This window comes from Burkholderia sp. Nafp2/4-1b, assembly GCF_003635165.1.
GTDB lineage: Bacteria > Pseudomonadota > Gammaproteobacteria > Burkholderiales > Burkholderiaceae > Burkholderia.
In genome coordinates, this window is the sequence record NZ_ML058604.1 from 109,797 (window position 1) to 135,329 (window position 25,533).

The window sequence follows — 25,533 nt, forward strand, 5'->3', positions numbered from 1 at the left end:
TCGATCGCAGGGGATAAAGGGCACTACGCTGGGGAACCACGGAAGCCGCGTGCTTTGTGCAACGCAGCAATGAGTCATATTTTAGGGCACAGAAAAGTCTTGTCAAGCATTTTTTGTGCGCCGCACAATCACGACAAATTATCGATAAAACAACAAGTTATCGCGGCCGTTCGGAATCGGTTTCACGCCGGTTCCCACATGGTGCGCACCACGCCGGGGAAGGCGCGGCGCACCATGATCATTCCCAGGTAAACCTGACAGGCATGTGGAACGTTATGCTTGGGTTCCTGTCGAAAAGCGCGCCGTTTCAATGCGCGTGCCGTGGCGGTGTGCCGCCGCCGCGGTCGAGACCGGTGCCTGAGGCACGCCGAGGGCCGGATACGTACTTTCCCCGCTTTAATTTGTCGCCAAAGTGACGTTATCTCAATTAACCGTGTGGTAATCGGGAGGCGGGTACTGTCGGGCAGCGCAGCTCATCGATTTTTTCGATGGGTGCGGGAGGGTTGATTGTCTTATTGCAGGGCAACTCTTACATTCCGGTTTAACGACGATCGGTAAGTGCCTAATATTGCTCTTTTTTTCAGCTTTAACTACACTTGCGGGAACCTCCCGCCCGCTTTGTCCAGACCCCAATGAAAGCCGAATCGTTTTCACCGCGCAGATTGTTGCAGAGCATGACGCTCGGCACGGCTGTGTCGGTCGCCGTCGCGTTGCTCGCGACCGCCGCGTCCGTCACGCCCGCTGACGCCTTTGCCGCCACTGCGAAGACCCACCACGCCGCCAAGAAAGCCGCTTCCGCTTCGTCCGCGAAGAAAACGGTGAAGGCCGCGTCCGCCAACGTCGCGTCGGACGATGCACCGCGTGCGAAGGCATCGCGCAAACGCGCGACGCTCGCAGCGAACGTGCACGGGCACCACGGCGCGGTGCGCAAGGTCGCGTTCCAGCCGCGCCGCCCGACGGTCGGCCAGGCGTTCGGCCTGCACGATACGCCGGACGCGCTCGCGCTGCGCTCGAGCGTCGCGTACGTCGTTGACCAGAACACCGGCGAGCCGCTGTTCGACAAGAATTCGCACGCCGTCGTGCCGATCGCGTCGATCTCGAAGCTGATGACCGCGATGGTCGTGCTCGACTCGAAGGCGCCGATGACCGACCAGATCGAGGTCACCGACGAAGATCGCGACTACGAGAAGGGCACGGGCTCGCGCCTGTCGGTCGGCTCGATCCTGTCGCGCGAGGACATGCTGCACATCGCGCTGATGGCATCGGAAAACCGTGCCGCGGCCGCGCTGTCGCGCTACTACCCGGGCGGCCGTCCGGCGTTCATCGCCGCGATGAACGCGAAGGCGAAGGCGCTGGGCATGAACGACACCCACTTCGAGAACTCGACGGGCCTGTCGAGCTCGAACGTGTCGAGCGCACGCGACCTCGTGAAGATGGTCAACGCGGCGTACCAGTATTCGACGATTCGTCAGTTCTCGACCGATCGCACGTACGACGTCAATACGGGCAAGCGCACGCTGGTCTACAACAGCACGAACGCGCTGATCCGCGGCAACGGCTCATGGGACATCGGCCTGCAGAAGACCGGCTTCATCAACGAGGCGGGCGAATGCCTCGTGATGCAGGCGACGATCCACGGCCGCCCGATGGTGATGGTGCTGCTGGATTCGTTCGGCAAGTATTCGCGCTTCGCCGACGCGGCGCGCCTGCGCAACTGGCTCGATGCCGGCGGCGGCGAGCGCCTGACGGCAGCCAACACCGCGACAGGCGGCACCTGATCGCGCCCCGGCGGTTCGCCGCCGTACCGGTCGCCGCAAAGCAAAAGCCCCGCAATCGCGGGGCTTTTTTCATGTGGCGCGGTACGGCGGGCGGCGCAACTCATCCGTGCCGTTGCAAGCCTTCCGTGTCCTTCGCGGGGGCGGGGCGGTAGCCGAGCGATTCCGAGATGGTCAGCGCGGTGCGGGTCAACTGGCCGAGCCACGCATCCTGCAGCCGATCGGCCGGCGCCGACAGCGACAGGCCCGCGACGAGCCTGCCCGAGTCGTCGTAAATGCCGGCCGCGATGCAGCGCACGCCCAGCTCCAGCTCCTCGTTGTCGCGCGCGCACGATTGCTGGCGCACGAGCGTCAGTTCGCGCTCGAGCTTCGCGATGTCGGTGATGCTGTTCTGCGTATGGCCGGAGAGCCCGGTGCGCGTCGCGTAGGCGCGCACGCGCGACGTTTCGTCGACCGCGAGAAACAGCTTGCCGACCGACGTCAGGTGCAGCGGCGCACGGCCGCCGATCGCCCGCACGACCTGCATCCCCGAGCGCTCCGAATACGCGCGCTCGATATAGACGATCTCGTCGCCCTGGCGCACGGACAGGTTCACGGTCTGGCCGGTCAGGCGGTGCAGCTCGCGCATCGGCATCAGGGCCGCGTCGCGAACCGACAGGCGCGCCTTCACGAGATTGCCGAGCTCGAGCAGCCGCATGCCGAGCCGGTACGTGCCGGGATCGGAGCGGTCGACGAGACGGCAGGTCACCATGTCGTTGAGAATACGGTGCGCGGTCGACGGATGCAGTTCCGTGCGCTGCGCAAGCTCCTTCAGGCTGACGGGGTCGCTGTGCGCGGCGAGCGCGTCCAGCAACCGCATCATGCGTTCGATCACCTGGATCGACGTTTTGGAATCCGGGGTGGGTTGGCTCATGTCGGGGGAGAATCGGTTGACGCGTCAAGCGGTGTTGCGTCGATTGTATCTCGTATCGTGAAAAAAGCGAACGCTGTTCGAGGAAGTCCTCGTTTCGGGGCGTGCGCACTTGCGTGCGCGCCGGCGTTGGTCTTGCCGGCCAAACGGCGGATAATGAGAGCCGTTTTCTCGAAGGAGCGCGTATGCGAGTCGGTTTGTTCGTGACCTGCCTGGTCGACCTGATGCGTCCGGAAATCGGCTTTTCCGCGCTGAAACTGATTCGCGACGCCGGCTACGAGGTATTCGTGCCGCCCGCGCAAACCTGCTGCGGCCAACCGGCCTACAACTCGGGCGACCGCGCGCTCGCGCGCGACCTGGCGGAAAAGGCGCTTCGCGAGTTCGAGCAGTTCGATTACGTCGTCGCGCCGTCCGGCTCATGCGGCGGGATGATCCGCGCGCACTACGGCGACCTGTTCCGCGACGACCCCGAACTGATGGGGCGCTACACGCGGTTCCAGCAGAAGGTCTACGAACTGACCGATTTCCTGGCGAACGTCGCGAAGGTGACGCTCGCACCCGGCGAATTCGCGGGGCCCGTCACCTATCACGACTCGTGCTCGGGCCTGCGCGAACTCGGCGTGAAGGCGCAGCCGCGCGCGCTGCTCGCGCAGCGCGGCGTGGCCGTCACCGAAATGAAGGACTGCGAGCACTGCTGCGGCTTCGGCGGCACGTTCGCGGTCAAGTACGGCGACATTTCGGCGGCGATTGCCGACGAAAAATGCGCGAACGTGCGCGCATCCGGCGCAGGCGCCGTCGTGCTCGGCGATCTCGGCTGCATGCTGAACATCGAAGGGCGGTTGCGCCGCACGGGCGACCGCGACACGCGCGTGCTGCACGTCGCGCAGGTGCTGGCGGGCGACGTCTGACGCCCGGTTCCGCTCACTTTTCCCCGATACCGCGATGCAAGTTCAATCGATGCATTTCAAGGCGCGCGCCGGCCAGAAGCTGGCCGACCAGCGCCTGCAGCAGAACCTGAAGAAGCTGTCGACGAAGTTCGTGTCCGCGCGCGCCGACGCGATGACCGCGATCGACTTTCCGGCGACGCGCGCCGCGCTGAAGGCGCGCCGCAACCGGGCGCTGGAAAACCTCGACGTGTGGCTCGAGGCGTTCGAGCGCGAGGCGACCCGGCGCGGCACGACGGTGCTGTTCGCGGAAACGACGGCCGACGCGGCGCGCCTCGTCGCTGACATCGCGCGGCGCCACGACGTGAGGAAGGTCATCAAGACGAAGTCGATGGTGTCCGAGGAAATGCGCCTGAACGCGGTGCTCGCCGAGATGGGCGTGCAGTCGATCGAGACGGACCTCGGCGAATACATCCTGCAGATCAACGACAACGAGCCGCCGAGCCACATCATTGCGCCCGTCGTGCACAAGGACAAGGACGAGATCGCCGACCTGTTCGCACGCACGCACCAGCGCGAGCGGCTGACCGAGATCCCCGACATGACGCGCGAGGCGCGCGAGGTGCTGCGCCCGCATTTCCTGTCGGCCGACATGGGCGTGACGGGGGGCAATTTCGTGATCGCCGAGACGGGATCGGTCGCGGTCGTCACGAACGAAGGCAACGAAGGGATGTGCACGGTGATGCCGCGCGTGCACGTCGCGGTGACGGGCATCGAGAAGGTGTTGCCGACGCTCGAGGATCTCGCGACCGCGATGCGCCTGCTGCCGCGCTCGGCAACCGGCCAGAAGACGTCGAACTACTTTTCGCTGCTCACGGGCCCGCGGGGCCCTGGCGACGAGGACGGCCCCGAGCACAATTACGTGGTGCTCGTCGACGGCGGCCGCACGGGCCTGATCGGCGGCGAGTTCCAGGAGATGCTGCGCTGCATCCGCTGCGGCGCGTGCATGAACCATTGTCCGGTGTACCAGAAGGTCGGCGGCCACGCCTATGGATGGGTCTATCCGGGCCCGATGGGGTCGGTGCTGACGCCGAGCTATGTCGGCATCGACCGTGCACTCGACCTGCCGCAGGCCGCGACGCTATGCGGCGAATGCGACAGCGTGTGCCCGGCCGGGATCCCGCTGTCGCACCTGTTGCGCACGCTGCGCGAGAAGCAGGTCGAGCGGCATCTGCGGCCGTGGCGCGAGCGGGCCGCGCTCGCCACGTGGGGCTTTGTCGCGCGCCGGCCGATGCTGTACGCGCTGACGACCAAGCTGGCGGTGCGCGTGCTGGAGCGGCTGGGCGGCAATGGCGGCACGCTGCGGCGCCTGCCGATGATGGGCGGCTGGATGGATACCCGCGACATGCCGACACCGACCGGCCGCACGTTCCGCGAACTCTACGCGGCATCGCAAAGCCACCTCGGCTGACGACTGTTCATCGGGCGGCAACAGTGCATTCACTATTTACGTATTTATCCCGATAGATGCGGTCTATAGAATCTGGCCTGTAGTCTCCGAAAGTGGTTTCGGGGAATGAGGTCAAGGAGCCGCATCATGAAAAAGACAATATCGATGTACTGGCCGCTGGCAATCGTCGTTCCGCTCGCCGCGGCGGCTTATCTGCATGCGATGGCCGACGCGCCGTCGCGTGGCCCGATCGCCGTTCATCAGGCGTCGGCCGAACTTGCGCGTGCGGTGTCGCTCGGGCTGGTCGGCGACACGGCGACGCCGTTGCCGGCGGCCACCGCCGACGTGGTGCTGGCCGCACCCAAGGCGCTGTAAGGCACGCCGCCGTCGCTTCGCGCGGCGGCGCGATTCCGGGCGCCTTTGTATAATGGCGTGTTCTTCTCCCTCGCGGCTCGCCGCGCGTTCCCGATAGTGCGATGACCCGCGTTGCAATCTGTTTCGTCTGTCTCGGCAATATCTGCCGTTCGCCCACGGCCGAAGGCGTGATGCGCCACCAGGTCGATGCGGCCGGGCTGGCCGACCGGATCGAGATCGATTCGGCTGGCACCGGCGACTGGCACGTCGGCGAGCCGCCCGACACGCGCGCGCAGGCGGCGGCCCGTACGCGCGGCTACGACCTGTCGGCGCTGCGGGCACGCCAGGTGAGCGCGGCGGATTTCCAGCGTTTCGACCTGCTGCTCGCGATGGACGAAGCCAATCTCGCGGAATTGCGCCGGCGCTGCCCGCCCGAGCATCGCGACAAGGTGCGCCTGCTGATGGAATATGCGCCGGGCGTAGCCGAAACCGAGGTGGCCGATCCTTATTTCGGCGGCGTGCAAGGCTTCGAACAGGTGCTCGACCAGGTCGAGCGCGCGTGCGCAGGCCTGCTGGACACGCTCCGGAGCCGTACCGGACGCTGAGCGCGGCAAGGTATTCAGCGTGCTGCGAATACCCTGCCGCAGACATGGATACTTGACTAAAAACGTCAAATATTTATACTTGACCAAAATCGTCAAGATTGCAGTCCCCTAGACACCATGAGACTCACCACCAAAGGCCGTTTCGCCGTCACGGCGATGATTGACTTGGCACTGCGCCAGGAGCAGGGCCCGGTGACGCTTGCAGGCATCAGCCAGCGCCAGCGGATTTCGCTCTCGTATCTCGAACAGCTGTTCGGCAAGCTGCGCAGGCATGAAATCGTCGAATCCGTGCGCGGCCCCGGCGGCGGCTACAACCTCGCGCGCCGCGCGCAGGACGTCACCGTTGCCGACATCATCATCGCGGTCGATGAACCGCTCGACGCCACGCAGTGCGGCGGCAAAGGCACGTGCGACGGCTCGAAGCAGCCCGACGGCCATTGCATGACGCATGAGCTGTGGTCGACCCTGAACCAGAAGATGGTCGAATACCTCGATTCGGTGTCGCTGCAGGATCTCGTCGATCAGCAGCGCGCACGCGAGGGCGCGCCTGCGGTGCTGCGCGACCGGCGCGCGCCGGAGCCCGTCGCGGCGCCGGCCGAACCGGTGCGCACGATGCCGCTCGGTCCCAATTCGGTGTTCAACATCGCGAGTTCGTGAACGCGAACGCGCCGCGCACCCGCGCCGCATACCCCATAACGCACACAGTCCCTGCACAGAATTCCCGGAGCGACAGATGACCCAAGAGACTCTCCACCTGCCCATCTACATGGATTACAGCGCGACGACCCCGGTCGACCCGCGCGTGGTCGACAAGATGGTGCCGTACCTGCGCGAGCAGTTCGGCAACCCGGCCTCGCGTAGCCACGCGTACGGCTGGGACGCGGAACGCGCGGTCGAGGAAGCACGCGAGCAGGTGGCCGCGCTGGTGAACGCGGATCCGCGCGAGATCATCTGGACGTCCGGCGCAACGGAATCGGACAACCTCGCGATCAAGGGTGCCGCGAACTTCTACAAGGGCAAGGGCAAGCACATCATCACGGTGAAGACCGAGCACAAGGCCGTGCTCGACACCTGCCGCGAGCTCGAGCGCGACGGTTTCGAAGTCACCTATCTCGACGTGAAGGAAGACGGCCTGATCGACCTCGACGTGTTCAAGGCCGCACTGCGCCCGGACACGATCCTCGTGTCGGTGATGCACGTGAACAACGAGATCGGCGTGATCCAGGACATCGAGACGATCGGCGAAATCTGCCGCGAGAAGGGCATCATCTTCCACGTCGACGCCGCGCAATCGACCGGCAAGGTCGAGATCGACCTCGCGAAGCTGAAGGTCGACCTGATGTCGTTCTCGGCGCACAAGACCTACGGCCCGAAGGGCATCGGCGCGCTGTACGTGCGCCGCAAGCCGCGCGTGCGCATCGAAGCGCAGATGCACGGCGGCGGTCATGAGCGCGGGATGCGCTCGGGCACGCTGGCGACGCACCAGATCGCCGGCATGGGCGAAGCGTTCCGCATCGCGCGTGAAGAAATGGCGACCGAAAACGAGCGCATCCGCATGCTGCGCGACAAGCTGCTGCGCGGCCTGTCGCAGATCGAGGAAACGTACGTGAACGGCGACATGGAGCACCGTGTCCCGCACAACCTGAACATCAGTTTCAACTTCGTCGAAGGCGAGTCGCTGATCATGGCGATCAAGGACGTCGCGGTGTCGTCGGGTTCGGCGTGCACGTCGGCGTCGCTGGAGCCGTCGTACGTGCTGCGTGCGCTCGGCCGCAACGACGAACTCGCGCACAGCTCGATCCGCTTCACGGTCGGCCGTTTCACGACGGAGCAGGACGTCGACTTCGTGATCAACCTGCTGAACAGCAAGATCGCAAAGCTGCGCGAACTGTCGCCGCTCTGGGAAATGCACCAGGAAGGCATCGATCTGTCGACGATCGAATGGGCCGCACACTGAACACCGCATTGAATACATTCGCGGGCGGATTTGCGCACGCAGACGTAACGAGTCAAGGAGTTTGAGTCATGTCATACAGCAACAAGGTTCTGGATCACTACGAAAACCCGCGTAACGTCGGTTCGTTCGCGAAAGACGACGATGCGGTCGGTACGGGCATGGTCGGCGCGCCGGCCTGCGGCGACGTGATGAAGCTGCAGATCCGCGTCGGTGCGGACGGCGTGATCGAAGACGCGAAGTTCAAGACGTACGGCTGCGGTTCGGCCATCGCGTCGAGCTCGCTCGTGACCGAATGGGTGAAGGGCAAGACGCTCGACGAGGCGCTGTCGATCAAGAACACGCAGATCGCCGAAGAGCTGGCCCTGCCGCCGGTGAAGATTCACTGCTCGATTCTCGCGGAAGACGCGATCAAGGCAGCCGTGGCCGACTACAAGAAGCGCCACGACACCAAGGAAGGCGACCAGGCAGCTGCCTGACGCATCGAGCGGCTTGTGAAGGAACGCGGCGGGCCCTGTGGGCGCGCCGCGGCAAGGACATCATGGCAATTACACTGACCGAAAAAGCAGCACAGCACGTGCAGAAATACCTCGTCCGTCGCGGCAAGGGTATGGGCCTGCGGCTTGGCGTTCGCACGACCGGGTGCTCGGGACTCGCGTACAAGCTCGAGTATGTCGACGAGCTGGCTCCCGAGGATCAGGTGTTCGAGAGCCATGGCGTGAAGGTCATCGTCGACCCGAAGAGCCTCGCATACATCGACGGCACCGAGCTCGATTTCGCGCGCGAAGGCCTGAACGAAGGGTTCAAGTTCAACAACCCGAACGTGAAGGACGAGTGCGGTTGCGGCGAATCGTTCCGCGTGTGACGCGGGCTTCCGCGCGATGCGGGCAAGAGGCGGCACGGGCCGCCTTTTTAATGTGCGGCGTTTGCCGCGCGACGAACCGGAATTGAACGCGACGATGGTTTCGCTGAAAGACAGCCACTTCGACCTGTTTCACCTGCCGGCGCAATTCGCGCTCGACGAGGCGGCGCTCGACAGCGCGTATCGCACGGTGCAGACGCAGGTGCACCCCGACCGCTTCGCGGCGGCCGGCGACGCGCAAAAGCGCATCGCGATGCAATGGGCGACGCGTGCGAATGAAGCCTATCGCACGCTGCGCGATCCGCTGAAGCGCGCGACCTATCTGCTGGCGCTGCGCGGCGTCGACATCGGTGCGGAAAACAACACCGCGATGGAGCCGGCGTTCCTGATGCAGCAGATGGAATGGCGCGAAGGTATCGAGGATGCCGCGGCCGCCCGCAACGTCGATGCGCTCGATGCGCTGCTCGCCGAGTTGCGCGACGAAAAGCGCGTGCGCCTCGAGCGCCTCGGCACGCTGCTCGACAGCGCCGCCGACCAGGCCGCTGCCGAAGCCGTGCGCCAGCTGATGTTCATCGAACGGGTCGCGTCGGAAGTGGGCGCGCAGATCGAGCGCCTCGAAACTTAACCGCGTGCCTCGCGGCACGCGCAGCAAACGGGCCGAGCGCCCGAACCAACCAAGATGGCTTTACTGCAAATTTCCGAACCGGGCATGGCGCCGGCGCCGCACCAGCGGCGACTCGCTGTCGGGATCGATCTCGGCACGACGAACTCGCTCGTCGCCGCCGTGCGCAACAGCGTGCCCGAAGTGCTGCCGGACGAGGCGGGCCGCGCGCTGCTGCCGTCGGTGGTCCGTTATCTGGAGAAGGGCGGCCGCCGCATCGGTCACGAAGCGAAGGAGCAGGCCGCGACCGATCCGCGCAACACGATCGTGTCGGTCAAGCGCTTCATGGGCCGCGGCAAGGCCGAGGTCGAAGGCGCGGCGAACGCGCCGTACGAATTCGTCGATGCGCCGGGCATGGTGCAGATCCGCACGATCGACGGCGTGAAGAGCCCGGTCGAAGTGTCGGCCGAGATTCTCGCGACGCTGCGTTACCGCGCGGAAGACACGCTCGGCGACGAGCTGGTCGGCGCGGTGATCACGGTGCCCGCGTACTTTGACGATGCGCAGCGCCAGGCGACGAAGGACGCCGCGCGGCTCGCGGGCCTGAACGTGCTGCGCCTGCTGAACGAACCGACCGCCGCCGCGATCGCCTACGGTCTCGACAACGCGGCCGAAGGCCTCTACGCGGTGTACGACCTCGGCGGCGGCACGTTCGACCTGTCGATCCTGAAGCTGACGAAGGGCGTGTTCGAAGTGCTCGCCGCGGGCGGCGATTCCGCGCTCGGCGGCGACGATTTCGACCATGCGCTGTTCGATCACGTGCTCGCGCAGGCCGGTATCGACGCGAACGCGCTCGCCCCCGAAGACGTGCGTCTGCTGCTCGATCGCGTGCGCGTGCTGAAGGAAGCGCTGTCGTCGGCGCCGCAGGCGTCGCTCGACGTGACGCTGTCGAGCGGTGCGCACCTCGTGCAGACGATCTCGCACGACACGTTCGCCACGCTCGTCGAGCCGCTCGTGCAGCGTACGCTGACGCCGACCCGCAAGGCGCTGCGCGACGCGCAGGTCACGCCGGCCGACATCAAGGGTGTCGTGCTCGTCGGCGGGGCGACGCGCATGCCGGTGATCCGCGAGGCCGTCGCGAAGCATTTCGGCCAGCCGCCGCTCGTCAATCTCGATCCGGACCAGGTCGTCGCGCTCGGCGCGGCGATCCAGGCCGACCTGCTCGCCGGCAATCGCGGCAGCGGCGACGACTGGCTGCTGCTCGACGTGATCCCGCTGTCGCTCGGCGTCGAGACGATGGGCGGCCTCGTCGAGAAGATCATTCCGCGCAATTCGACCATTCCGATCGCCCGCGCGCAGGAATTCACGACCTTCAAGGACGGTCAGACCGCGATGGCGATCCACGTCGTCCAGGGCGAGCGCGAGCTCGTCGCCGACTGCCGGTCGCTCGCGCGCTTCGAGCTGCGCGGCATCCCGCCGATGACGGCCGGTGCGGCGCGCATCCGCGTGACCTATCAGGTCGATGCGGACGGGCTGTTGTCGGTGTTCGCGCGCGAACAGCATTCGGGCGTCGAGGCGTCGGTCGTCGTGAAGCCGTCGTACGGCCTGGCCGACGACGACATCGCGAAGATGCTCGAGGACAGCTTCAAGACCGCCGAGATCGACATGCGCGCACGCGCGCTGCGCGAAGCGCAGGTCGAGGCCGAGCGGATGATCGAGGCGACGCAGGCCGCGCTGGCGGCCGACGGCGAACTGCTCGACGACGCCGAGCGTACGCAGGTCGACACGCTGGTCGCGGCGCTGCGCGCGATCGCCCAGGGCGACGACGCGCACGCGATCGAAGCGGCGACCAAGGCGCTGGCCGACGGCACCGACGAATTCGCGGCGCGCCGGATGGACAAGAGCATCAAGCGCGCACTGTCGGGCCGCCGGCTCGACGAGATCTGAACGAACGACGTACACGCGGGCCGGCGACGGCCCGCGCGATATTGAACCGTGCGGCGCGAGCCGCCGCACCTGACTGACGGAACGGACATGCCTCAACTGGTGGTGCTGCCTCACGTCGAACTGTGCCCGGACGGCGCAGTGATCGACGCGACGCCCGGCAAGAGTATTTGCGACAACCTGCTCGATCACGGCATCGAGATCGAGCATGCATGCGAGAAGTCGTGCGCATGCACGACCTGCCACGTGGTGATCCGCGAGGGCTTCAACGATCTCACGCCGTCCGAGGAGGACGAAGACGACCTCCTCGACAAGGCATGGGGCCTCGAGCCGACGTCGCGTCTGTCGTGCCAGGCGATCGTGAAGGAAGATTCGGACCTGGTGGTCGAGATCCCGAAGTACTCGATCAACCACGCGAAGGAAAATCACTGACGGATCGGCGGGTCGGGCGGCGCGCACGACACGCGCCGCGCTCGACGGGCTCGTCGACTACACGGGAGAGCAGGCCATGAAGTGGACCGATTCGCGCGAGATCGCCATCGCGCTGGCAGACAAGCATCCGGACGTCGATCCGCAGCGGATCAATTTCGTCGACCTGCGCCAGTGGGTCATCGAGCTCGACGGCTTTACCGACGATCCGGCTCACTCGGGCGAGAAGATTCTCGAAGCAATCCAGGCCCACTGGATCGACGAATCCGATTTCGACGACGAAGACTGAGGTTCGCGCCGGCGCCCGCCGGGTTCCCGCATAAAGAAAAGGCTCGTGACGCGTCACGAGCCTTTTTCATTTCCGCCGGTGCGGTGCAGTGACCGCCCGGCAAGTCGTGTTGCGCGGTTACGCGCCGACCAGCGTGCCGTTCTCGATCCGCACGCGCTGGCCCTGGCCGAACGGCGGCGGGTTGTGGTACGTGAACGTGCGCGTCGCGCCGCTTTCCATCTGGACCTGCACCTCGTAGTCGGTTTCCGCGCGTACCTGCTTCTCGACCTGGTTGCCGGCGAGACCGCCGCCGAGCGCGCCAATGATCGTCATCGCGGTGCGGCCGTTGCCGTGGCCGAACTGGTTGCCGAGCAGGCCGCCGGCCGCTGCGCCGCCGACCGCGCCGATCCCCGAGCTCTGGCCCGGCGTACGCGACTGGGTGATCGCGACGATCGTGCCGCAGTTCTGGCAATAGGTCGGCTGCGCGGGCGCGGACGGCTGTTGAGCGTATTGCGGAGGCTGCGGCGCCGGCGTATGGCGGCGGTGCACCGGGCGCGGCGCGGGCTTCGGTTCGGCCTGCGCGGCGGCCGCCTTCTCGGCTTTCTCGGCTGCCAGTTTCTGCTGCGCGGCCTGTTCTGCCGCCTGTTGCTGCGCTTGCGCGGCGAGCGCGGCGCTGGCAGCTGCGGCGGTATCGACGGCCGGCTGCGACGCGATCAGCGCGGCCTGGGTCTGGCCGTTCTGCGCGTTGTTGCTGCTGGCCTTCGGGAAGATGCCCGTGATCGCGGCGGTGGCCGCGAGGCTCGCGACGATGACGGCGCCTGCCGCGGTGGCGATCAGCGGATGCAGGCGTTGCTTTTGCGGCGTGGTCTGATTCTGGTTGTCCATTTTGTTCTCCGGTGTCGATCCGGTTTCGCCGGGTGGCGCGGGCCGGATCCCACGCTCGGGAGCGAGCAGACTTGGCGTTCCTGCGCCGCGTTCTGGTCCCGTTGTCATGCGTGGTGACGCAACAGGAGTGTCGTTCACGGGCGAGGGCGGTGCCGTATCAAGGTGTAACGAATTGCAGCGCGGGAGCGGCGCTTGCTACCGGGAAAACCCGGGGAAAACCCGCAGGAGGCCGTCGCGACGAGGGAATAAAACGGGGGAGGATCGAAAGCCGGAGAGCGCCGGCTGGCGGGATTTACGCGTGGTTACAAAGCTGAACGCGTGCGCGCCGCAAGGGGGCGGCGCGCACGCGGATCCGGCCGTCAGTCTTCGCGGCGCAGGTGCGGGAACAGCAGCACGTCGCGGATCGTCGGGCTGTCGGTTAGCAGCATCACGAGGCGGTCGATGCCGATCCCGCAACCGCCGGTCGGCGGCATGCCGTGCTCGAGCGCGCGGATGTAGTCGGCGTCGAAGAACATCGCTTCCTCGTCGCCGGCATCCTTCTGTTCGACCTGCTTCTTGAAGCGCGCGGCCTGGTCTTCCGGATCGTTCAGCTCCGAGAAGCCGTTCGCGATCTCGCGGCCGGTCATGAACAGCTCGAAACGCTCGGTGATGCCCGGCACCGTATCCGATGCGCGTGCGAGCGGCGACACCTCGACCGGGTAGTCGATGATGTAGGTCGGCTCCCACAGCTGCGATTCGGCGGTTTCCTCGAACAGCGCGAGCTGCAGTGCGCCGATCCCGGCGTTCAGGAAGGCCGGCTGCGACACGTCCACGCCGAGGCGCTTCAGTTCGGAACGCAGGAACGCGTCGTCCGACAGCTGGCCGTCGGTGTACTGCGGCGCGTACTTCTGGATCGCCTGCGTGATCGTCAGGCGGTGGAACGGTTTCGCGAGGTCGAGCTCACGGCCCTGGTACTGGATCGTCGCGGTGCCGAGCGCATCGATCGCCGCCTGGCGGATCAGCTGCTCGGTGAAGTCCATCAGCCAGCGGTAATCGGTGTACGCGGCGTAGAACTCCATCATCGTGAATTCCGGATTGTGGCGCGGCGACACGCCTTCGTTCCGGAAGTTGCGGTTGATCTCGAACACGCGTTCGAAGCCGCCGACGATCAGGCGCTTCAGGTACAGCTCCGGCGCGATACGCAGGAACATCTGCATGTCGAGCGCGTTGTGATGCGTGACGAACGGCTTGGCCGCGGCGCCGCCCGGGATCGGGTGCAGCATCGGCGTCTCGACTTCCATGAACTCGGCGTTGTCCATGAACTTGCGGATCGACGCGATGGTCTTGGTGCGTGCGCGGAACGTGTCGCGCGTTTCCGGCGTGACGATCAGGTCGACGTAGCGCTGGCGATAGCGCATTTCCTGGTCGGCGAGGCCGTGGAACTTGTCCGGCAGCGGACGCAGCGCCTTCGACAGCAGGCGCAGCTCCTTGCACTGGACCGACAGCTCGCCCTTGTTGGTGCGGAACAGCACGCCGCGGGCGGCGACGATATCGCCCAGGTCCCACTTCTTGAACGCGTCGTAGGTTTCCGCGCCGACGTCGTTCGGCGTCACGAAGAACTGGATCTGGCCCGAACCGTCCTGCACCGTCGCGAAGCTCGCCTTGCCCATCACGCGCTTGAGCATCATGCGGCCGGCGACCGACACCTCGACCTCGTTTGCTTCGAGCGCGGCCTTGTCCGAGTCGGCGAATTTCACCTGGAGATCGGCGGCGTGGTGCGTCGGCCGGAAATCGTTCGGATAGGCGATGCCTTGCTCGCGCAACGCGCGCAGCTTCTCGCGGCGCTCGGCGATGATCTGGTTTTCGTCCGCCGCGACGGCGGGCTGCGTTTGGGTCGATTCGGTCATGATGGTCGGAATTCGGAGTAGGTGCGCGGAGTAGGTGCGGCAACTCAACGGGAACGGCGGCGCGGCCGGAGAGGCCGCGCCGCGGCGCTTACACGCCCTGTTTGAGGCTCGCGCTGATGAAGTCGTCGAGATCGCCGTCGAGGACGGCTCTCGTGTTGCTCATTTCGACGTTCGTGCGCAGGTCCTTCACGCGGCTCTGGTCGAGCACGTACGAGCGGATCTGGTGGCCCCAGCCCACATCGGTCTTGCTCGATTCGAGCTTGTCCTGTTCGGCCTGGCGCTTGCGCATCTCGGCTTCGTACAGCCGCGACTTCAGCATGGCCATCGCTTCGGCACGGTTGCGGTGCTGCGAGCGGTCGTTCTGGCACTGCACGACGATACCGGTCGGCATGTGCGTGATCCGCACGGCCGAGTCGGTCTTGTTGATGTGCTGGCCGCCCGCGCCCGATGCGCGGTACGTGTCGATGCGCAGGTCGGCCGGGTTGACCTCGACTTCGATGGAGTCGTCGATTTCCGGATACACGAACACCGACGAGAACGACGTGTGGCGGCCGCCCGACGAGTCGAACGGCGACTTGCGCACGAGGCGGTGGATGCCCGTCTCGGTGCGCAGGAAGCCGTACGCGTATTCGCCCGACACCTTGATCGTCGCGTTCTTGATGCCGGCGACGTCGCCGTCGGATTCTTCCAGCACTTCGGCCTTGAAGCCCTTGCGCTCGCAGTAGCGCAGGTACTGGCGCAGCAGCATCGACGCCCAGTCGCACGCCTCGGTGCCGCCGGCGCCGGCCTGGATGTCGATGAAGCAGTTGTTCGGGTCGGCCGGGTTCGAGAACATCCGGCGGAACTCGATGTCGCCGACGCGTGCCTCGAGCTTCGCGGCGTCTTCTTCCGACGCGATGAGGGTGTCTTCGTCGCCTTCCTCGCGTGCGAGCTCGAACAGGTCGAGCGCATCGCGCAGGTCGCTATCGAGCGCCGTCAGCGTCGTGACGACGCCTTCGAGCAGCTTCTTCTCGCGGCCGAGTGCCTGGGCGTTCTTCGAATCGTTCCAGACGTTCGGGTCTTCGAGTTCCTTGTTGACTTCGATCAGACGCGCAGATTTGGCGTCGTAGTCAAAGATACCCCCGGAGCTCGCCCGCGCGCGTGCGCAGGTCGAGCAGGGAGCTTTCGATCGCGTTGAGACGTTCCGCTTCCATGATCGTTCGCTATTCTTGCTTCGTAAAAAAGCGGAATTATAGCCGATCGGCGGGGTTTCCCGGTGACGCGGAGTGTGCTTGCATGCGCGCCGCGGCCCCGTCGGGGCGGCGCGCATGCGGCCCGCGCACGTGGCGGGCGGGGTGGTTGAGCGGCCGGACGGCCGGTCGGCTTGCGGGCCGACCCTCAGCCGGCCGCGTGCTCGACGACCAGTTGCACGCGCGTCACGCCGTTCCACGTGTCGGCCACGAGGCGGTACGCGATCAGCGCGCTCGCGGGCAGCGGCTCGGTGTGGTTGAACCAGATCGCGTTGAAGCGCTGGCGGCCGCGCGCGAGCTGCAGCTTCAGGTGCTTCTCCTTCACGAGCGACTGCGACACGACGTCGAACTCGCCGGAGAAAAGCGGGGCCGGAAAGCCCTGGCCCCAGACGGCTTCGTCGAGCAGCCCGACGAACTGCGGCGTGAAATACGCTTCCTCGAGTTCGCCGTCGGTTTCGATCACGCGGGCGAGCGCGTCGTCGGACAGCCACTCGCGCGCAACCGCCTCGAACGCCGTTGCGAAGCGCGGCACGTTGTCGGTGTCGAGCGTGAGGCCGGCCGCCATCGCGTGGCCGCCGAACGCGACGATCAGGTCGGGCTCGCGCTTGGACACGAGGTCGAGCGCATCGCGCAGGTGGAAGCCGGGAATCGAGCGGCCCGAGCCCTTGACCCGCGTGCCGGCTTCGTCCGCATGCGCGAACGTGAACGACGGGCGGTGGAATTTCTCCTTGAGCCGCCCCGCGACGATGCCGATCACGCCCTGGTGCCATTCGGGATTGAACAGCGTGATCGTGCAGGCGTCGGCCGGGTCGACGTCGGCGAGATCGGCGAGCGCCTGCTGCTGCATGCCGGCTTCGATCTCGCGGCGCTCGCGGTTCATCACGTCGAGCTGCTGCGCGAGGTCCCACGCGCGGCCGATGTCGTCGGTGATCAGGCATTCGATCCCGAGCGACATGTCGGAGAGCCGCCCGGCGGCGTTCAGGCGCGGGCCGAGCCCGAAACCGAGGTCGAAGCCGGACGCGGTGCGCGCGTCGCGGGCGGCGGCGCGGAACAGCGCGGCGATGCCCGGCTGCATGCGGCCGTTGCGAATGCGCTGCAGGCCCTGCGCGACGAGCACGCGGTTGTTGCCGTCGAGCCGCACCACGTCGGCGACGGTGCCGAGCGCGACGAGGTCGAGCAGCCCGTCGAGGCGCGGCTCGGCTTCCTTGCTCGCGAACGCGCCGCGGCGGCGCAGCTCGGCGCGCAGCGCGAGCAGCACGTAGAACATCACGCCGACGCCGGCGATGTGCTTGCTCGGGAACGCGCAGCCGGGCTGGTTCGGGTTGACGATCGCGCGCGCGGCGGGCAGCGCGTCGCCGGGCAAGTGGTGGTCGGTCACGAGCACGTCGATGCCGCGCGCGTTCGCGGCGTCGACGCCCGCGACGCTTGCGATCCCGTTGTCGACGGTGATCAGCAGGTCGGGCTTGCGGGCGGCCGCGAGTTCGACGATCTCGGGCGTGAGCCCGTAGCCGTATTCGAAGCGGTTCGGCACCAGGTAGTCGATCTGCGCGCCGAACATCCGCAGGCCGCGCACCGCGACCGCGCAGGCGGTCGCGCCGTCGCAGTCGTAGTCGGCGACGACCAGCAGGCGCCGCTGGTCGGCGATCGCGTCGGCGAGCAGCGTCGCGGCGTCCGCGCAGCCCTTCAGTTCGGTGGGCGGCACGAGGCGCGCGAGCGCGGTTTCGATGTCGGTCGGGGACTGCACGCCGCGCGACGCATACAGGCGCGCGAGGACGGGATGCAGGCCGTGGCGCGCGAGCACTTCGGCGTCGGCGGGCGCGACGGGGCGGGTAACTATCCGGGTCATACAGGTCGGGTTATTCGAACAGGGATGCCAGCGCGCGGCGGCGCCAGAACTTGCGCAGGTCGCCGCGCGTCGCGTGCAGCGTCACGGAGCTGGTGTCGCCGCACAGCGTGAAGTCGACGCCGGCCAGCTCGCCGTTGCGCAACGCGGCGAGGGACGGCGCGAACCAGTCGCGCTCGAGCGCGGCGAGCGCATCGTGCCAGCGTGCCCAGTCCTGTTCGATGAACGGGGTGGACAGCGCCGGCAGCTCGACCAGCGTCGCGCCGGCGGCGGCCGGCAGCGCGCCGAACGCGGCCGGCACCGCGCCGGCCTCGGCCTGCGCGGCGCGCGCGAGGCCGAGCGCCGCGGGCGACGCGGACAGCACGCGCGCGAATGGCTTGCCGACCGGTTTCAGCGTGCCTTGCGCATGGAACCAGATCGAATTGACGGCCGGCAACCCGCGCGCTTCGCGCGCCTCGTTGACCGGATGCTGGAACCACGCCATCTGCACTTCGTTCTGCAGCTTCATCCACATCCGCGAACGTTCGCCGGTGTGCGCCTCGTGCGGCAGCCAGATTTCGATGTTGCGCCCGCTCGCGCGCAGCGGCGCGGCGCCGGCGAGGCGGGCGAGCTGCTCGCTGGACAGGTACCACCGCGCCGGCTGCGGCGCTTCGAGCCGCACGCCGAGCTCTTCGATCAGCGGGCGCGCGACCGCGAGCAGCGCGGCGGCGTCGCCGTCGTCGAGCGAGAGGCTTGCCGGATCGACGAGCACGAGGTGATCGTGCGCGATTTCCACGTGAACGGGCTCGACGCACGCCCAGGCCTGCGTGCCGGGCTCGCCGCCGTCGGCCAGCAGCATGTAGGGCGCGAGCGGCGCCTCGTCGGCGGCGTTGCCCTGGGTCGCGCCGAACTGGCGGGCCAGCCAGCGCTCGTGCGGCAGCGTGCGCTGGAAGTCCTCGCCGGCCACGCGCTCGACGAGGCTCGCGCGGGCGAGCAACTTTTCGAGCGCGGGACTGTCCAGCGTGTGCAGGGACGAGCCCGCATCGGCCGCCGACGGCAGCGCGAACGGAACGAGAAAATGGAGGCGTCGGTCGTGCATGATGGTGCGCATTGTATGGCAAACTGCGCGCGTGATCGGGCCGGCTGACGGTCCGGGCCGGTGCGATCGAGCCAGATCGGGCCTGCCCGCGTCCGGCGACCGCTTTTTTGGACCGCGCCCGGGCGGCAGGCCGCAGGCCGCCATCCCCGCCGTAACCAGCAGAAAGGATTCGCTTGAAACTTCCGTACGAATGGCAGATCGGCTGGCGCTATACGCGCGCCGGCAAACGCACGACCGGTAACGGCTTCATTTCCTTCATCGCGCTCGTGTCGATGCTCGGCATCGCGCTCGGCGTCGCGGCGCTGATCGTCGTGCTGTCCGTGATGAACGGCTTCCAGAAGGAGGTGCGCGACCGCATGCTGTCGGTGCTCGCGCACGTCGAGGTGTTCTCGCCGACCGGCTCGATGCCCGACTGGCAACTGACCGCGCAGGAAGCGCGCCGCAATCCGTCGGTGACCGGCGCGGCGCCGTACGTCGACGCGCAGGCGCTGCTCACGCGCCAGGACGCGGTGAGCGGCGTGATGCTGCGCGGCGTCGAGCCGTCGCTCGAACCGCAGGTGTCGGACATCGGCAAGGACATGAAGGGCGGCCAGCTCGCGGCGCTCGTGCCGGGCCAGTTCGGCATCGTGCTCGGCGACGCGCTCGCGGGCAACCTCGGCGTGACGGTCGGGGACAAGGTCACGCTGGTCGCGCCCGAAGGCACGATCACGCCGGCCGGGATGATGCCGCGGCTCAAGCAGTTCACGGTCGTCGGCGTGTTCGAATCGGGCCACTACGAATACGACAGCACGCTCGCGATGATCAACATCCGCGACGCCGAGGCGCTGTTCCGGATGTCCGCGCCGACCGGCGTGCGGCTGCGGCTCACCGACATGCAGAAGGCGCCGCAGGTCGCGATCGAGCTGTCGCATACGCTGTCGGGAAGCCTGTACATCCGCGACTGGACCCAGCAGAACAAGACGTGGTTCTCGGCCGTGCAGATCGAGAAGCGGATGATGTTCATCATCCTCACGCTGATCATCGCGGTGGCCGCGTTCAACCTCGTGTCGTCGCTCGTGATGACGGTGACCAACAAGCAGGCCGACATCGCGATCCTGCGCACGCTCGGCGCGCAGCCGGGCTCGATCATGACGATCTTCGTCGTGCAGGGCGTGACGATCGGCTTCGTCGGCACCGCGTCGGGCGTCGCGCTCGGCTGCCTGATCGCGTGGAGCATCCCGTGGCTGATCCCGATGATCGAGCATTTGTTCGGCGTGCAGTTCCTGCCGCCGTCGGTGTACTTCATCAGCGAGCTGCCGTCCGAGCTCGTCGCGGGCGATGTCATCAAGATCGGCCTGATCGCGTTCGTGCTGTCGGCTGTGGCGACGCTCTATCCGAGCTGGCGCGGCGCGAAGGTGAAGCCGGCGGAGGCGCTGCGCTATGAATGACCGCGCGACCGCATTCGCGGATACACGACAACCCATCAGACAGGATTCGGCAGGTATGCAGGAATACGTGCTTCAGGCGCGCGGGATCACGAAGGCCTTCGTGCAGGGCGGCTTCAACGTGCAGGTGCTCAACAACGCCGAGCTGACGGTGCGGCGCGGCGAAAAGCTCGCGATCGTCGGTGCGTCGGGCTCCGGCAAGAGCACGCTGCTGCACGTGCTGGGCGGCCTCGACGAACCGAGCGCGGGCGAAGTATCGCTGCTCGGCAAGCCGTTTACGCAGCTCGCCGAGCGCGAGCGCAACGAGCTGCGCAATCGCGCGCTGGGCTTCGTCTATCAATTCCACCACCTGCTGCCGGAGTTCACCGCGCTCGACAACGTCGCGATGCCGCTGCGCATCCGCCGGATGACGACCGAGGATGCACGCGAGCAGGCACAAGCGATGCTCGAACGTGTCGGTCTCGGTCCGCGTGCGAAGCATCGGCCGGGCGAGCTGTCGGGCGGCGAGCGGCAGCGCGTGGCGATCGCGCGCGCGCTGGTGACGAAGCCGGCCTGCGTGCTTGCCGACGAGCCGACCGGCAACCTCGACGGCACGACGGCCGACACGGTGTTCAACCTGATGCTCGAGTTGTCCGAGACGCTCGAAACGAGCTTCGTGATCGTCACGCACGATCCCGAGCTCGCCGCGCGCTGCGACCGCATCATGCGCCTGCGCGACGGCGTGCTGCACGAGGAGCCGGCGCTGCCGGTGTGAACCAACGCCTTCGCCGCGCTACCCGGCCATGCCCGGGCGCGCCGCGAGGGTGAGGAAAGCCGACATGTGGATCGATACGCATTGCCATCTCGATGCCGCCGAGTTCGACGCCGATCGCGACGCGGTCGCCCAGGCGGCGCGCGCGGCCGGCGTGTCGCGCATCGTGATCCCGAGCGTCGGGCGCGACAACTTCACGACGGTGCGCGAGCTCGCGCAGCGCACGCCGGGCGCGGTCTATGCGCTCGGCATCCATCCGCTCTTCACGCCGCATGCGCGCGACGAGGATCTCGACCGGCTGCGGATGGAGATCGAGGCGAGCCTCGACGATCCGCGCTTCGTCGCGATCGGCGAGATCGGGCTCGACTACTTCGTGCCGGGGCTCGACGAAGAACGGCAGCAATTCTTCTATCAGGGGCAGCTCAAGCTCGCGCGCGAATTCGACCTGCCGGTGCTGTGCCACGTGCGCAAGTCGCAGGATCGCGTGCTCGCCGGGCTGCGCCGCTTCGGCGTGCGGCGCGGTATCGCGCATGCATTCAACGGCAGTTTCCAGCAGGCCGACGCGTATCTCGCGCAGGGGCTGCATCTCGGTTTCGGCGGCAACGTGACGTTCGAACGCGCGCGGCAGATTCGCCGGCTCGCCGAGCAATTGCCGCTCGATGCGATCGTCGTCGAGACGGACGCCCCCGACATCGCGCCCGAGTGGGCGTACAAATCCCGCAACGCGCCCGACCAGGTGCCGCGCATCGGCACCGTTCTCGCGGAACTGCGCGGGATCGACGCGCACGCGCTGTCCCTATCCACAACGGCTAACGCGCGCGCCGCGCTGCCGCGTCTCGCACTTTCGTCCGCATAATCGTTGCCGGAAGGCGCCGTCTCGATCACGACGGCGCCAGGTCGACGAGGAGGCGCGATGCGCGTGTGGTGGATCGCGTTCGCGCTCGGCGTCGTCGTGCTGCAGCGGCAGGCGGCGTTGCCGGGCGCGGGCGGCTGGCTGGGCGGGGCGGCCGTGCTGGCCGGATGTGGGGTGCTGCTCGCATGGTGTGCGCGGCGCGCGCGAACCCGCGCGATCGTCGTGCTGCGCTGGATGCTGTGCGCAAGCGTCGCCGGTGCGATCGGCTTCGGCTACGCGGCCGCGCGTGCCGAATGGCGGCTGCGTGACAGCCTGCCCGTCGAACGGGAAGGGCGCGACATCGTCGTCACCGGCGTGATCCGCGGGTTGCCGGTGATCGACGACACCGGTGCGCGACTGCTGTTCGCGGTCGAATCGAACGACGCGCGGCTGGCCCGTTTTCCTCCCGTGATCCGGTTGTCGTGGCGCGCGTACCGTGCGCCCGCCGCGCGCGACGCGATGCCCGATTGGCGCGCGGGGCAGCGCTGGCGTCTCGTCGTGCGCCTGAAGCGCCCGCATGCCGAGGCGAATCCCGGCGTGCGCGACAGCGAGGCTGCATGGCTCGCCGCGGGCATTCGCGCGATCGGCTATGTCGTCGCGCCCGAGCGCGCGGCGCTGCTCGATGCGCGCGCATCGGGATGGCGCGCGTCGGTCGATCGGCTGCGCGACGCGTTGCGCACGCGGATCGGCGCCGCGCTCGGCGGCACCGCGCGCCATCGCGGCATCGTGACCGCGCTCGCGGTCGGCGATCAATCCGGCATCGGCGACGACGACTGGCGCGTGTTGCGCAACACCGGCACGAGCCATCTGGTCGCGATTTCGGGCCTGCACGTCGGGCTCGTCGGCGCGCTCGCGGGCGGGATCGCGTCGATGGTCTGGCGGCGTCTGCGCTGGCGCGCACGTGCGGCCGCGCTGATGGTGCCGGCGCCCTACGTGGCTTCCCTTGCGGCGTTGGCGGCCGCTGCCGGCTACGCGGCGCTGGCCGGCTTCAACGTGCCGGCGCAGCGCGCGTGGTGGATGATCGCGGCCGGTGCGGCAGCGTACCTGGCCGGACGCAGCGTGCCGACGTCCGCGGTGCTGTGCGCGGCGCTCGGCGGCGTGCTGCTTGCCGATCCGTGGGCGGTGCTGTCGGCGGGGTTCTGGCTGTCGTTCGGCGCGGTCGCCGTGATCCTGATGGCGGTGGCGGGCTGGCGCGCGGTGCGCGAATTCGACGGCGGCGAAGGCCACGACGGCGGCGGCAGTGCGGCGGACGGCGCGGACCCGATCGACCGTTGGCGCTGGCTGCGCACGCGGTGCCGGCGTGCCTGGCGTCGTATCGAGGAAGCGACGCGCGTGCAGTACGCGGTGACGATCGGTCTCGCGCCGCTGACGGCCGCGTGGTTCGCGCAGATCTCCGTATCGGGCCCGTTCGGCAATGCGTTCGCGATTCCGTGGGTCAGCTCCGTCGTGACGCCGATCGTGCTCGCCGGGATCGGGTTGCCCGCGCCGCTCGACGCGTATGCATTCCGGCTCGCGCACGCGGCGCTCGAACCGATGATGACGCTGCTGCGGCATCTCGCCGACTGGCCGGCCGGCGTATTCTGGCTGCGCATGCCGGACTGGCCGGTGCTGGCGCTCGCATGCGTCGGTGTCGTATGGATCTTGATGCCGCGCGGCTGGCCGTTGCGCTGGGCGGCACCGATCACATGGCTGCCGCTGATCGCGCCGGCGCCCGATGCGCCGCCGCCGGGTGGCTTCCGGTTGACCGTGCTCGACGTCGGGCAGGGCGCGTCGGTACTGGTCGAGACCGCGCGACATACGCTGCTGTTCGATGCGGGGCCGGGCGAGGAGTCGACCCATGCCGGGGCGCGGATCGTGGCGCCGTCGTTGCGCGCACGTGGAATCCGGACCGTCGATGCGCTCGTGCTCAGTCATGCGGACGCCGATCACGCGGGCGGCGCGGCGGCCGTCTATGCGGCCGCCGAGGTGCGCCAGCTGCTCGCCGGCATTGCGCCCGCGCATCGGCTGTGGCGCGACGCGCAGGCGGCCGGCGTGGCCGATCGGCTGCATTGCGCGGCCGGGCAGCGGTGGACCTGGGACGGCGTCGCGTTCACGATGCTGTGGCCACCGCGCGTGGCGGGCGCGGGCCCTTCGAACGAGCGATCGTGCGTGCTGCGCATCGACGCGGGCGGCACGTCGGCGCTGCTGACGGGCGACATCGAGGCACGTGCCGAGCGGCGGCTCGTGGCCGACGCGCGCGACGCACTGGCCGCGCAGATTCTGGTCGTGCCGCATCACGGCAGCCGCACGTCGTCGGTCGAGCCTTTCCTCGATTCGGTCGGGCCGCGCGTCGCGGTATTTCCTGTAGGCTATCGCAATCGCTTCGGGCATCCGCACCGGACGGTCCTAGCGCGCTACGACGCACGCGGGATTCCGCTGCCGCGCACCGATCGCGACGGGGCCGTGCGGTTCGACGTCGCGCCGGCGGCCGGCGGTTTCGAATTCGAGCGCTATCGCGATGCGCAGCGCCGCTACTGGATGGACCAGTGAGCGGCGCGCCGGCACGCGGCAAGAAAGAAAAGACGGGACCGACAAAGGAGACATCGGCGTTTGAAGGACATCCTCCACTTCTCGCATGCGAACGGCTTTCCGGCCTCGACGTACCGGACGATCTTCGCCGAGCTGGCAGACGACTACGACCTGCGCTACATCGAGCGCATCGGTCACGACCGCCGCTACCCGGTGACGCGCGACTGGCCGCATCTCGTCGAGCAGCTGCTCGACGACATCGGCAGACGCTACGAGCGCCCGGTCTGGCTGGTCGGCCATTCGCTCGGCGGCTACCTGTCGCTGATGGCCGCGCTGAAAAAGCCGCAATGGGTGCGCGGCGTGGTGATGATCGATTCGCCGATCATCGCCGGATGGCGCGCCGGCGCATTGCGCGCGAGCCAGTGGGCCGGACTCGACGAACGGCTGTCGCCGGCGGCCGCGACGCGCAACCGGCGCACGCGCTGGGCGAGCCGCGACGAAGCCTGGCGGCACTTCCACGAGAAGCCGGCATTCGCGCGCTGGGACGAGCGCATGCTGTCCGACTACATCGACCACGGCATCCCGCAGGCGGGCGCCGACGGCGAACGCGTGCTCGCCTTCGACCGGCAGGTCGAATACCTGATCTACCGTACGTTGCCGCACACGCTCGGCCCGCGGCTCGCGCACGGCGCGCCGGTGCCGCTCGGTTTTCTCGCCGGCACGCGCTCGCGCGAAGTGCGGCAGGTCGGGCTCGACGCGACGCGCCGGGCGGCGCGCGGGCGCATCGAATGGCTCGAGGGCAGCCATCTGTTCCCGATGGAGCGGCCGATCGAGACGGCCCGCGCATTGCAGCGGATGCTGAATTCGCTGAAGGCGGCGGAGGGCGGCGTGCCGCTCGACAGCGCGGCGCTCGCGAAAAGCGCCTGACGGATCGAACGGGTGCACCGCGCCGCGCACGCGCGGTTGCACCGGCCGGGCGGCCGGTTCGCCCCGGCTGCGCA

At 67.8% G+C, this 25,533-nt stretch carries 24 protein-coding genes; 18 read left to right on the forward strand and 6 right to left on the reverse strand.

The features are described from left to right. Window positions 1-632 precede the first annotated feature (632 nt). Window positions 633-1,778, forward strand: coding sequence for a D-alanyl-D-alanine endopeptidase (pbpG, locus tag C7H84_RS13470; protein WP_121859253.1), 1,146 nt, complete (start codon window positions 633-635; stop codon window positions 1,776-1,778). A gap of 100 nt (window positions 1,779-1,878) precedes the next feature. On the opposite strand, the gene C7H84_RS13475 is transcribed toward pbpG, so the two are convergent. Continuing rightward, a complete protein-coding gene (locus tag C7H84_RS13475; RefSeq protein WP_121859254.1) occupies window positions 1,879-2,688 on the reverse strand; it encodes an IclR family transcriptional regulator in 810 nt (269 codons plus the stop codon). A gap of 182 nt (window positions 2,689-2,870) precedes the next feature. Here C7H84_RS13475 and C7H84_RS13480 point away from each other — a divergent pair, with 182 nt between their 5' ends. From C7H84_RS13480 to iscX, 12 genes are all read left to right on the forward strand, one after another. After that, entirely contained in the window at window positions 2,871-3,593 is a 723-nt protein-coding gene (locus C7H84_RS13480; RefSeq protein ID WP_121859255.1) for a (Fe-S)-binding protein, read from the forward strand. A gap of 34 nt (window positions 3,594-3,627) precedes the next feature. Continuing rightward, on the forward strand, window positions 3,628-5,040 hold the full coding sequence (locus C7H84_RS13485) for a lactate utilization protein B (RefSeq protein WP_121859256.1): 1,413 nt from the start codon (window positions 3,628-3,630) through the stop codon (window positions 5,038-5,040). A 126-nt stretch (window positions 5,041-5,166) separates the two neighbouring features. After that, a complete protein-coding gene (locus tag C7H84_RS13490; RefSeq protein WP_121859257.1) occupies window positions 5,167-5,394 on the forward strand; it encodes a hypothetical protein in 228 nt (75 codons plus the stop codon). A gap of 101 nt (window positions 5,395-5,495) precedes the next feature. After that, entirely contained in the window at window positions 5,496-5,978 is a 483-nt protein-coding gene (locus tag C7H84_RS13495) for a low molecular weight protein-tyrosine-phosphatase (protein WP_121859258.1), read from the forward strand. Between the two features lie 117 nt (window positions 5,979-6,095). Further along, entirely contained in the window at window positions 6,096-6,635 is a 540-nt protein-coding gene (gene iscR, locus C7H84_RS13500) for a Fe-S cluster assembly transcriptional regulator IscR (protein ID WP_006401955.1), read from the forward strand. 76 nt (window positions 6,636-6,711) lie between these two features. Further along, window positions 6,712-7,935, forward strand: a complete 1,224-nt coding sequence (locus tag C7H84_RS13505; protein ID WP_121859259.1) for an IscS subfamily cysteine desulfurase — start codon at window positions 6,712-6,714, stop codon at window positions 7,933-7,935. Between the two features lie 68 nt (window positions 7,936-8,003). Continuing rightward, complete coding sequence (gene iscU, locus C7H84_RS13510; protein WP_009691729.1) at window positions 8,004-8,411, forward strand: Fe-S cluster assembly scaffold IscU; 408 nt, start codon at window positions 8,004-8,006, stop codon at window positions 8,409-8,411. Between the two features lie 62 nt (window positions 8,412-8,473). Then, window positions 8,474-8,797: an iron-sulfur cluster assembly protein IscA gene (gene iscA, locus C7H84_RS13515; RefSeq protein ID WP_012492710.1), complete on the forward strand. Its 324-nt coding sequence runs from the start codon at window positions 8,474-8,476 to the stop codon at window positions 8,795-8,797. A gap of 94 nt (window positions 8,798-8,891) precedes the next feature. Next, the gene (gene hscB, locus C7H84_RS13520) at window positions 8,892-9,419 is read left to right on the forward strand and encodes a Fe-S protein assembly co-chaperone HscB (RefSeq protein ID WP_121859347.1); all 528 of its coding nucleotides are present in this window, start codon (window positions 8,892-8,894) and stop codon (window positions 9,417-9,419) included. Window positions 9,420-9,473: 54 nt separating this feature from the next. Continuing rightward, window positions 9,474-11,342, forward strand: a complete 1,869-nt coding sequence (gene hscA, locus C7H84_RS13525; RefSeq protein ID WP_121859260.1) for a Fe-S protein assembly chaperone HscA — start codon at window positions 9,474-9,476, stop codon at window positions 11,340-11,342. Window positions 11,343-11,429: 87 nt separating this feature from the next. After that, entirely contained in the window at window positions 11,430-11,771 is a 342-nt protein-coding gene (gene fdx, locus C7H84_RS13530) for an ISC system 2Fe-2S type ferredoxin (RefSeq protein WP_006478392.1), read from the forward strand. 76 nt (window positions 11,772-11,847) lie between these two features. After that, entirely contained in the window at window positions 11,848-12,057 is a 210-nt protein-coding gene (iscX, locus tag C7H84_RS13535; protein WP_040144569.1) for a Fe-S cluster assembly protein IscX, read from the forward strand. Window positions 12,058-12,174: 117 nt separating this feature from the next. Here the strand turns inward: iscX and C7H84_RS13540 are convergent, their stop codons facing one another. From C7H84_RS13540 to C7H84_RS13560, 5 genes are all read right to left on the reverse strand, one after another. Further along, the gene (locus C7H84_RS13540) at window positions 12,175-12,921 is read right to left on the reverse strand and encodes a glycine zipper 2TM domain-containing protein (RefSeq protein WP_121859261.1); all 747 of its coding nucleotides are present in this window, start codon (window positions 12,919-12,921) and stop codon (window positions 12,175-12,177) included. A 359-nt stretch (window positions 12,922-13,280) separates the two neighbouring features. Then, complete coding sequence (lysS, locus tag C7H84_RS13545) at window positions 13,281-14,807, reverse strand: lysine--tRNA ligase (RefSeq protein ID WP_121859262.1); 1,527 nt, start codon at window positions 14,805-14,807, stop codon at window positions 13,281-13,283. Window positions 14,808-14,895: 88 nt separating this feature from the next. Then, window positions 14,896-16,000 (reverse strand): peptide chain release factor 2 gene (prfB, locus tag C7H84_RS13550; RefSeq protein ID WP_121859263.1). Its coding sequence is split into 2 segments (ribosomal slippage): window positions 14,896-15,918 and window positions 15,920-16,000, totalling 1,104 coding nucleotides; the frame shifts between segments, so codons are not numbered across the junction. 184 nt (window positions 16,001-16,184) lie between these two features. After that, a complete protein-coding gene (gene recJ, locus C7H84_RS13555; RefSeq protein WP_121859264.1) occupies window positions 16,185-17,882 on the reverse strand; it encodes a single-stranded-DNA-specific exonuclease RecJ in 1,698 nt (565 codons plus the stop codon). A gap of 10 nt (window positions 17,883-17,892) precedes the next feature. Beyond that, complete coding sequence (locus tag C7H84_RS13560) at window positions 17,893-18,969, reverse strand: regulator (protein ID WP_162999275.1); 1,077 nt, start codon at window positions 18,967-18,969, stop codon at window positions 17,893-17,895. 161 nt (window positions 18,970-19,130) lie between these two features. On the opposite strand from C7H84_RS13560, the gene C7H84_RS13565 reads away from it, so the two are divergent. The 5 genes from C7H84_RS13565 to C7H84_RS13585 all read left to right on the forward strand — a co-directional run bounded on the left by C7H84_RS13565 (window position 19,131) and on the right by C7H84_RS13585 (window position 25,459). Continuing rightward, on the forward strand, window positions 19,131-20,384 hold the full coding sequence (locus C7H84_RS13565) for a lipoprotein-releasing ABC transporter permease subunit (RefSeq protein ID WP_121859265.1): 1,254 nt from the start codon (window positions 19,131-19,133) through the stop codon (window positions 20,382-20,384). Between the two features lie 55 nt (window positions 20,385-20,439). Next, window positions 20,440-21,135, forward strand: a complete 696-nt coding sequence (gene lolD, locus C7H84_RS13570; RefSeq protein ID WP_121859266.1) for a lipoprotein-releasing ABC transporter ATP-binding protein LolD — start codon at window positions 20,440-20,442, stop codon at window positions 21,133-21,135. Between the two features lie 64 nt (window positions 21,136-21,199). Then, window positions 21,200-21,988: a TatD family hydrolase gene (locus C7H84_RS13575; RefSeq protein WP_121859267.1), complete on the forward strand. Its 789-nt coding sequence runs from the start codon at window positions 21,200-21,202 to the stop codon at window positions 21,986-21,988. Window positions 21,989-22,045: 57 nt separating this feature from the next. Then, a complete protein-coding gene (locus C7H84_RS13580; RefSeq protein WP_121859268.1) occupies window positions 22,046-24,553 on the forward strand; it encodes a DNA internalization-related competence protein ComEC/Rec2 in 2,508 nt (835 codons plus the stop codon). A 60-nt stretch (window positions 24,554-24,613) separates the two neighbouring features. Next, window positions 24,614-25,459, forward strand: coding sequence for an alpha/beta hydrolase (locus C7H84_RS13585; RefSeq protein WP_121859269.1), 846 nt, complete (start codon window positions 24,614-24,616; stop codon window positions 25,457-25,459). Window positions 25,460-25,533 lie beyond the last annotated feature (74 nt).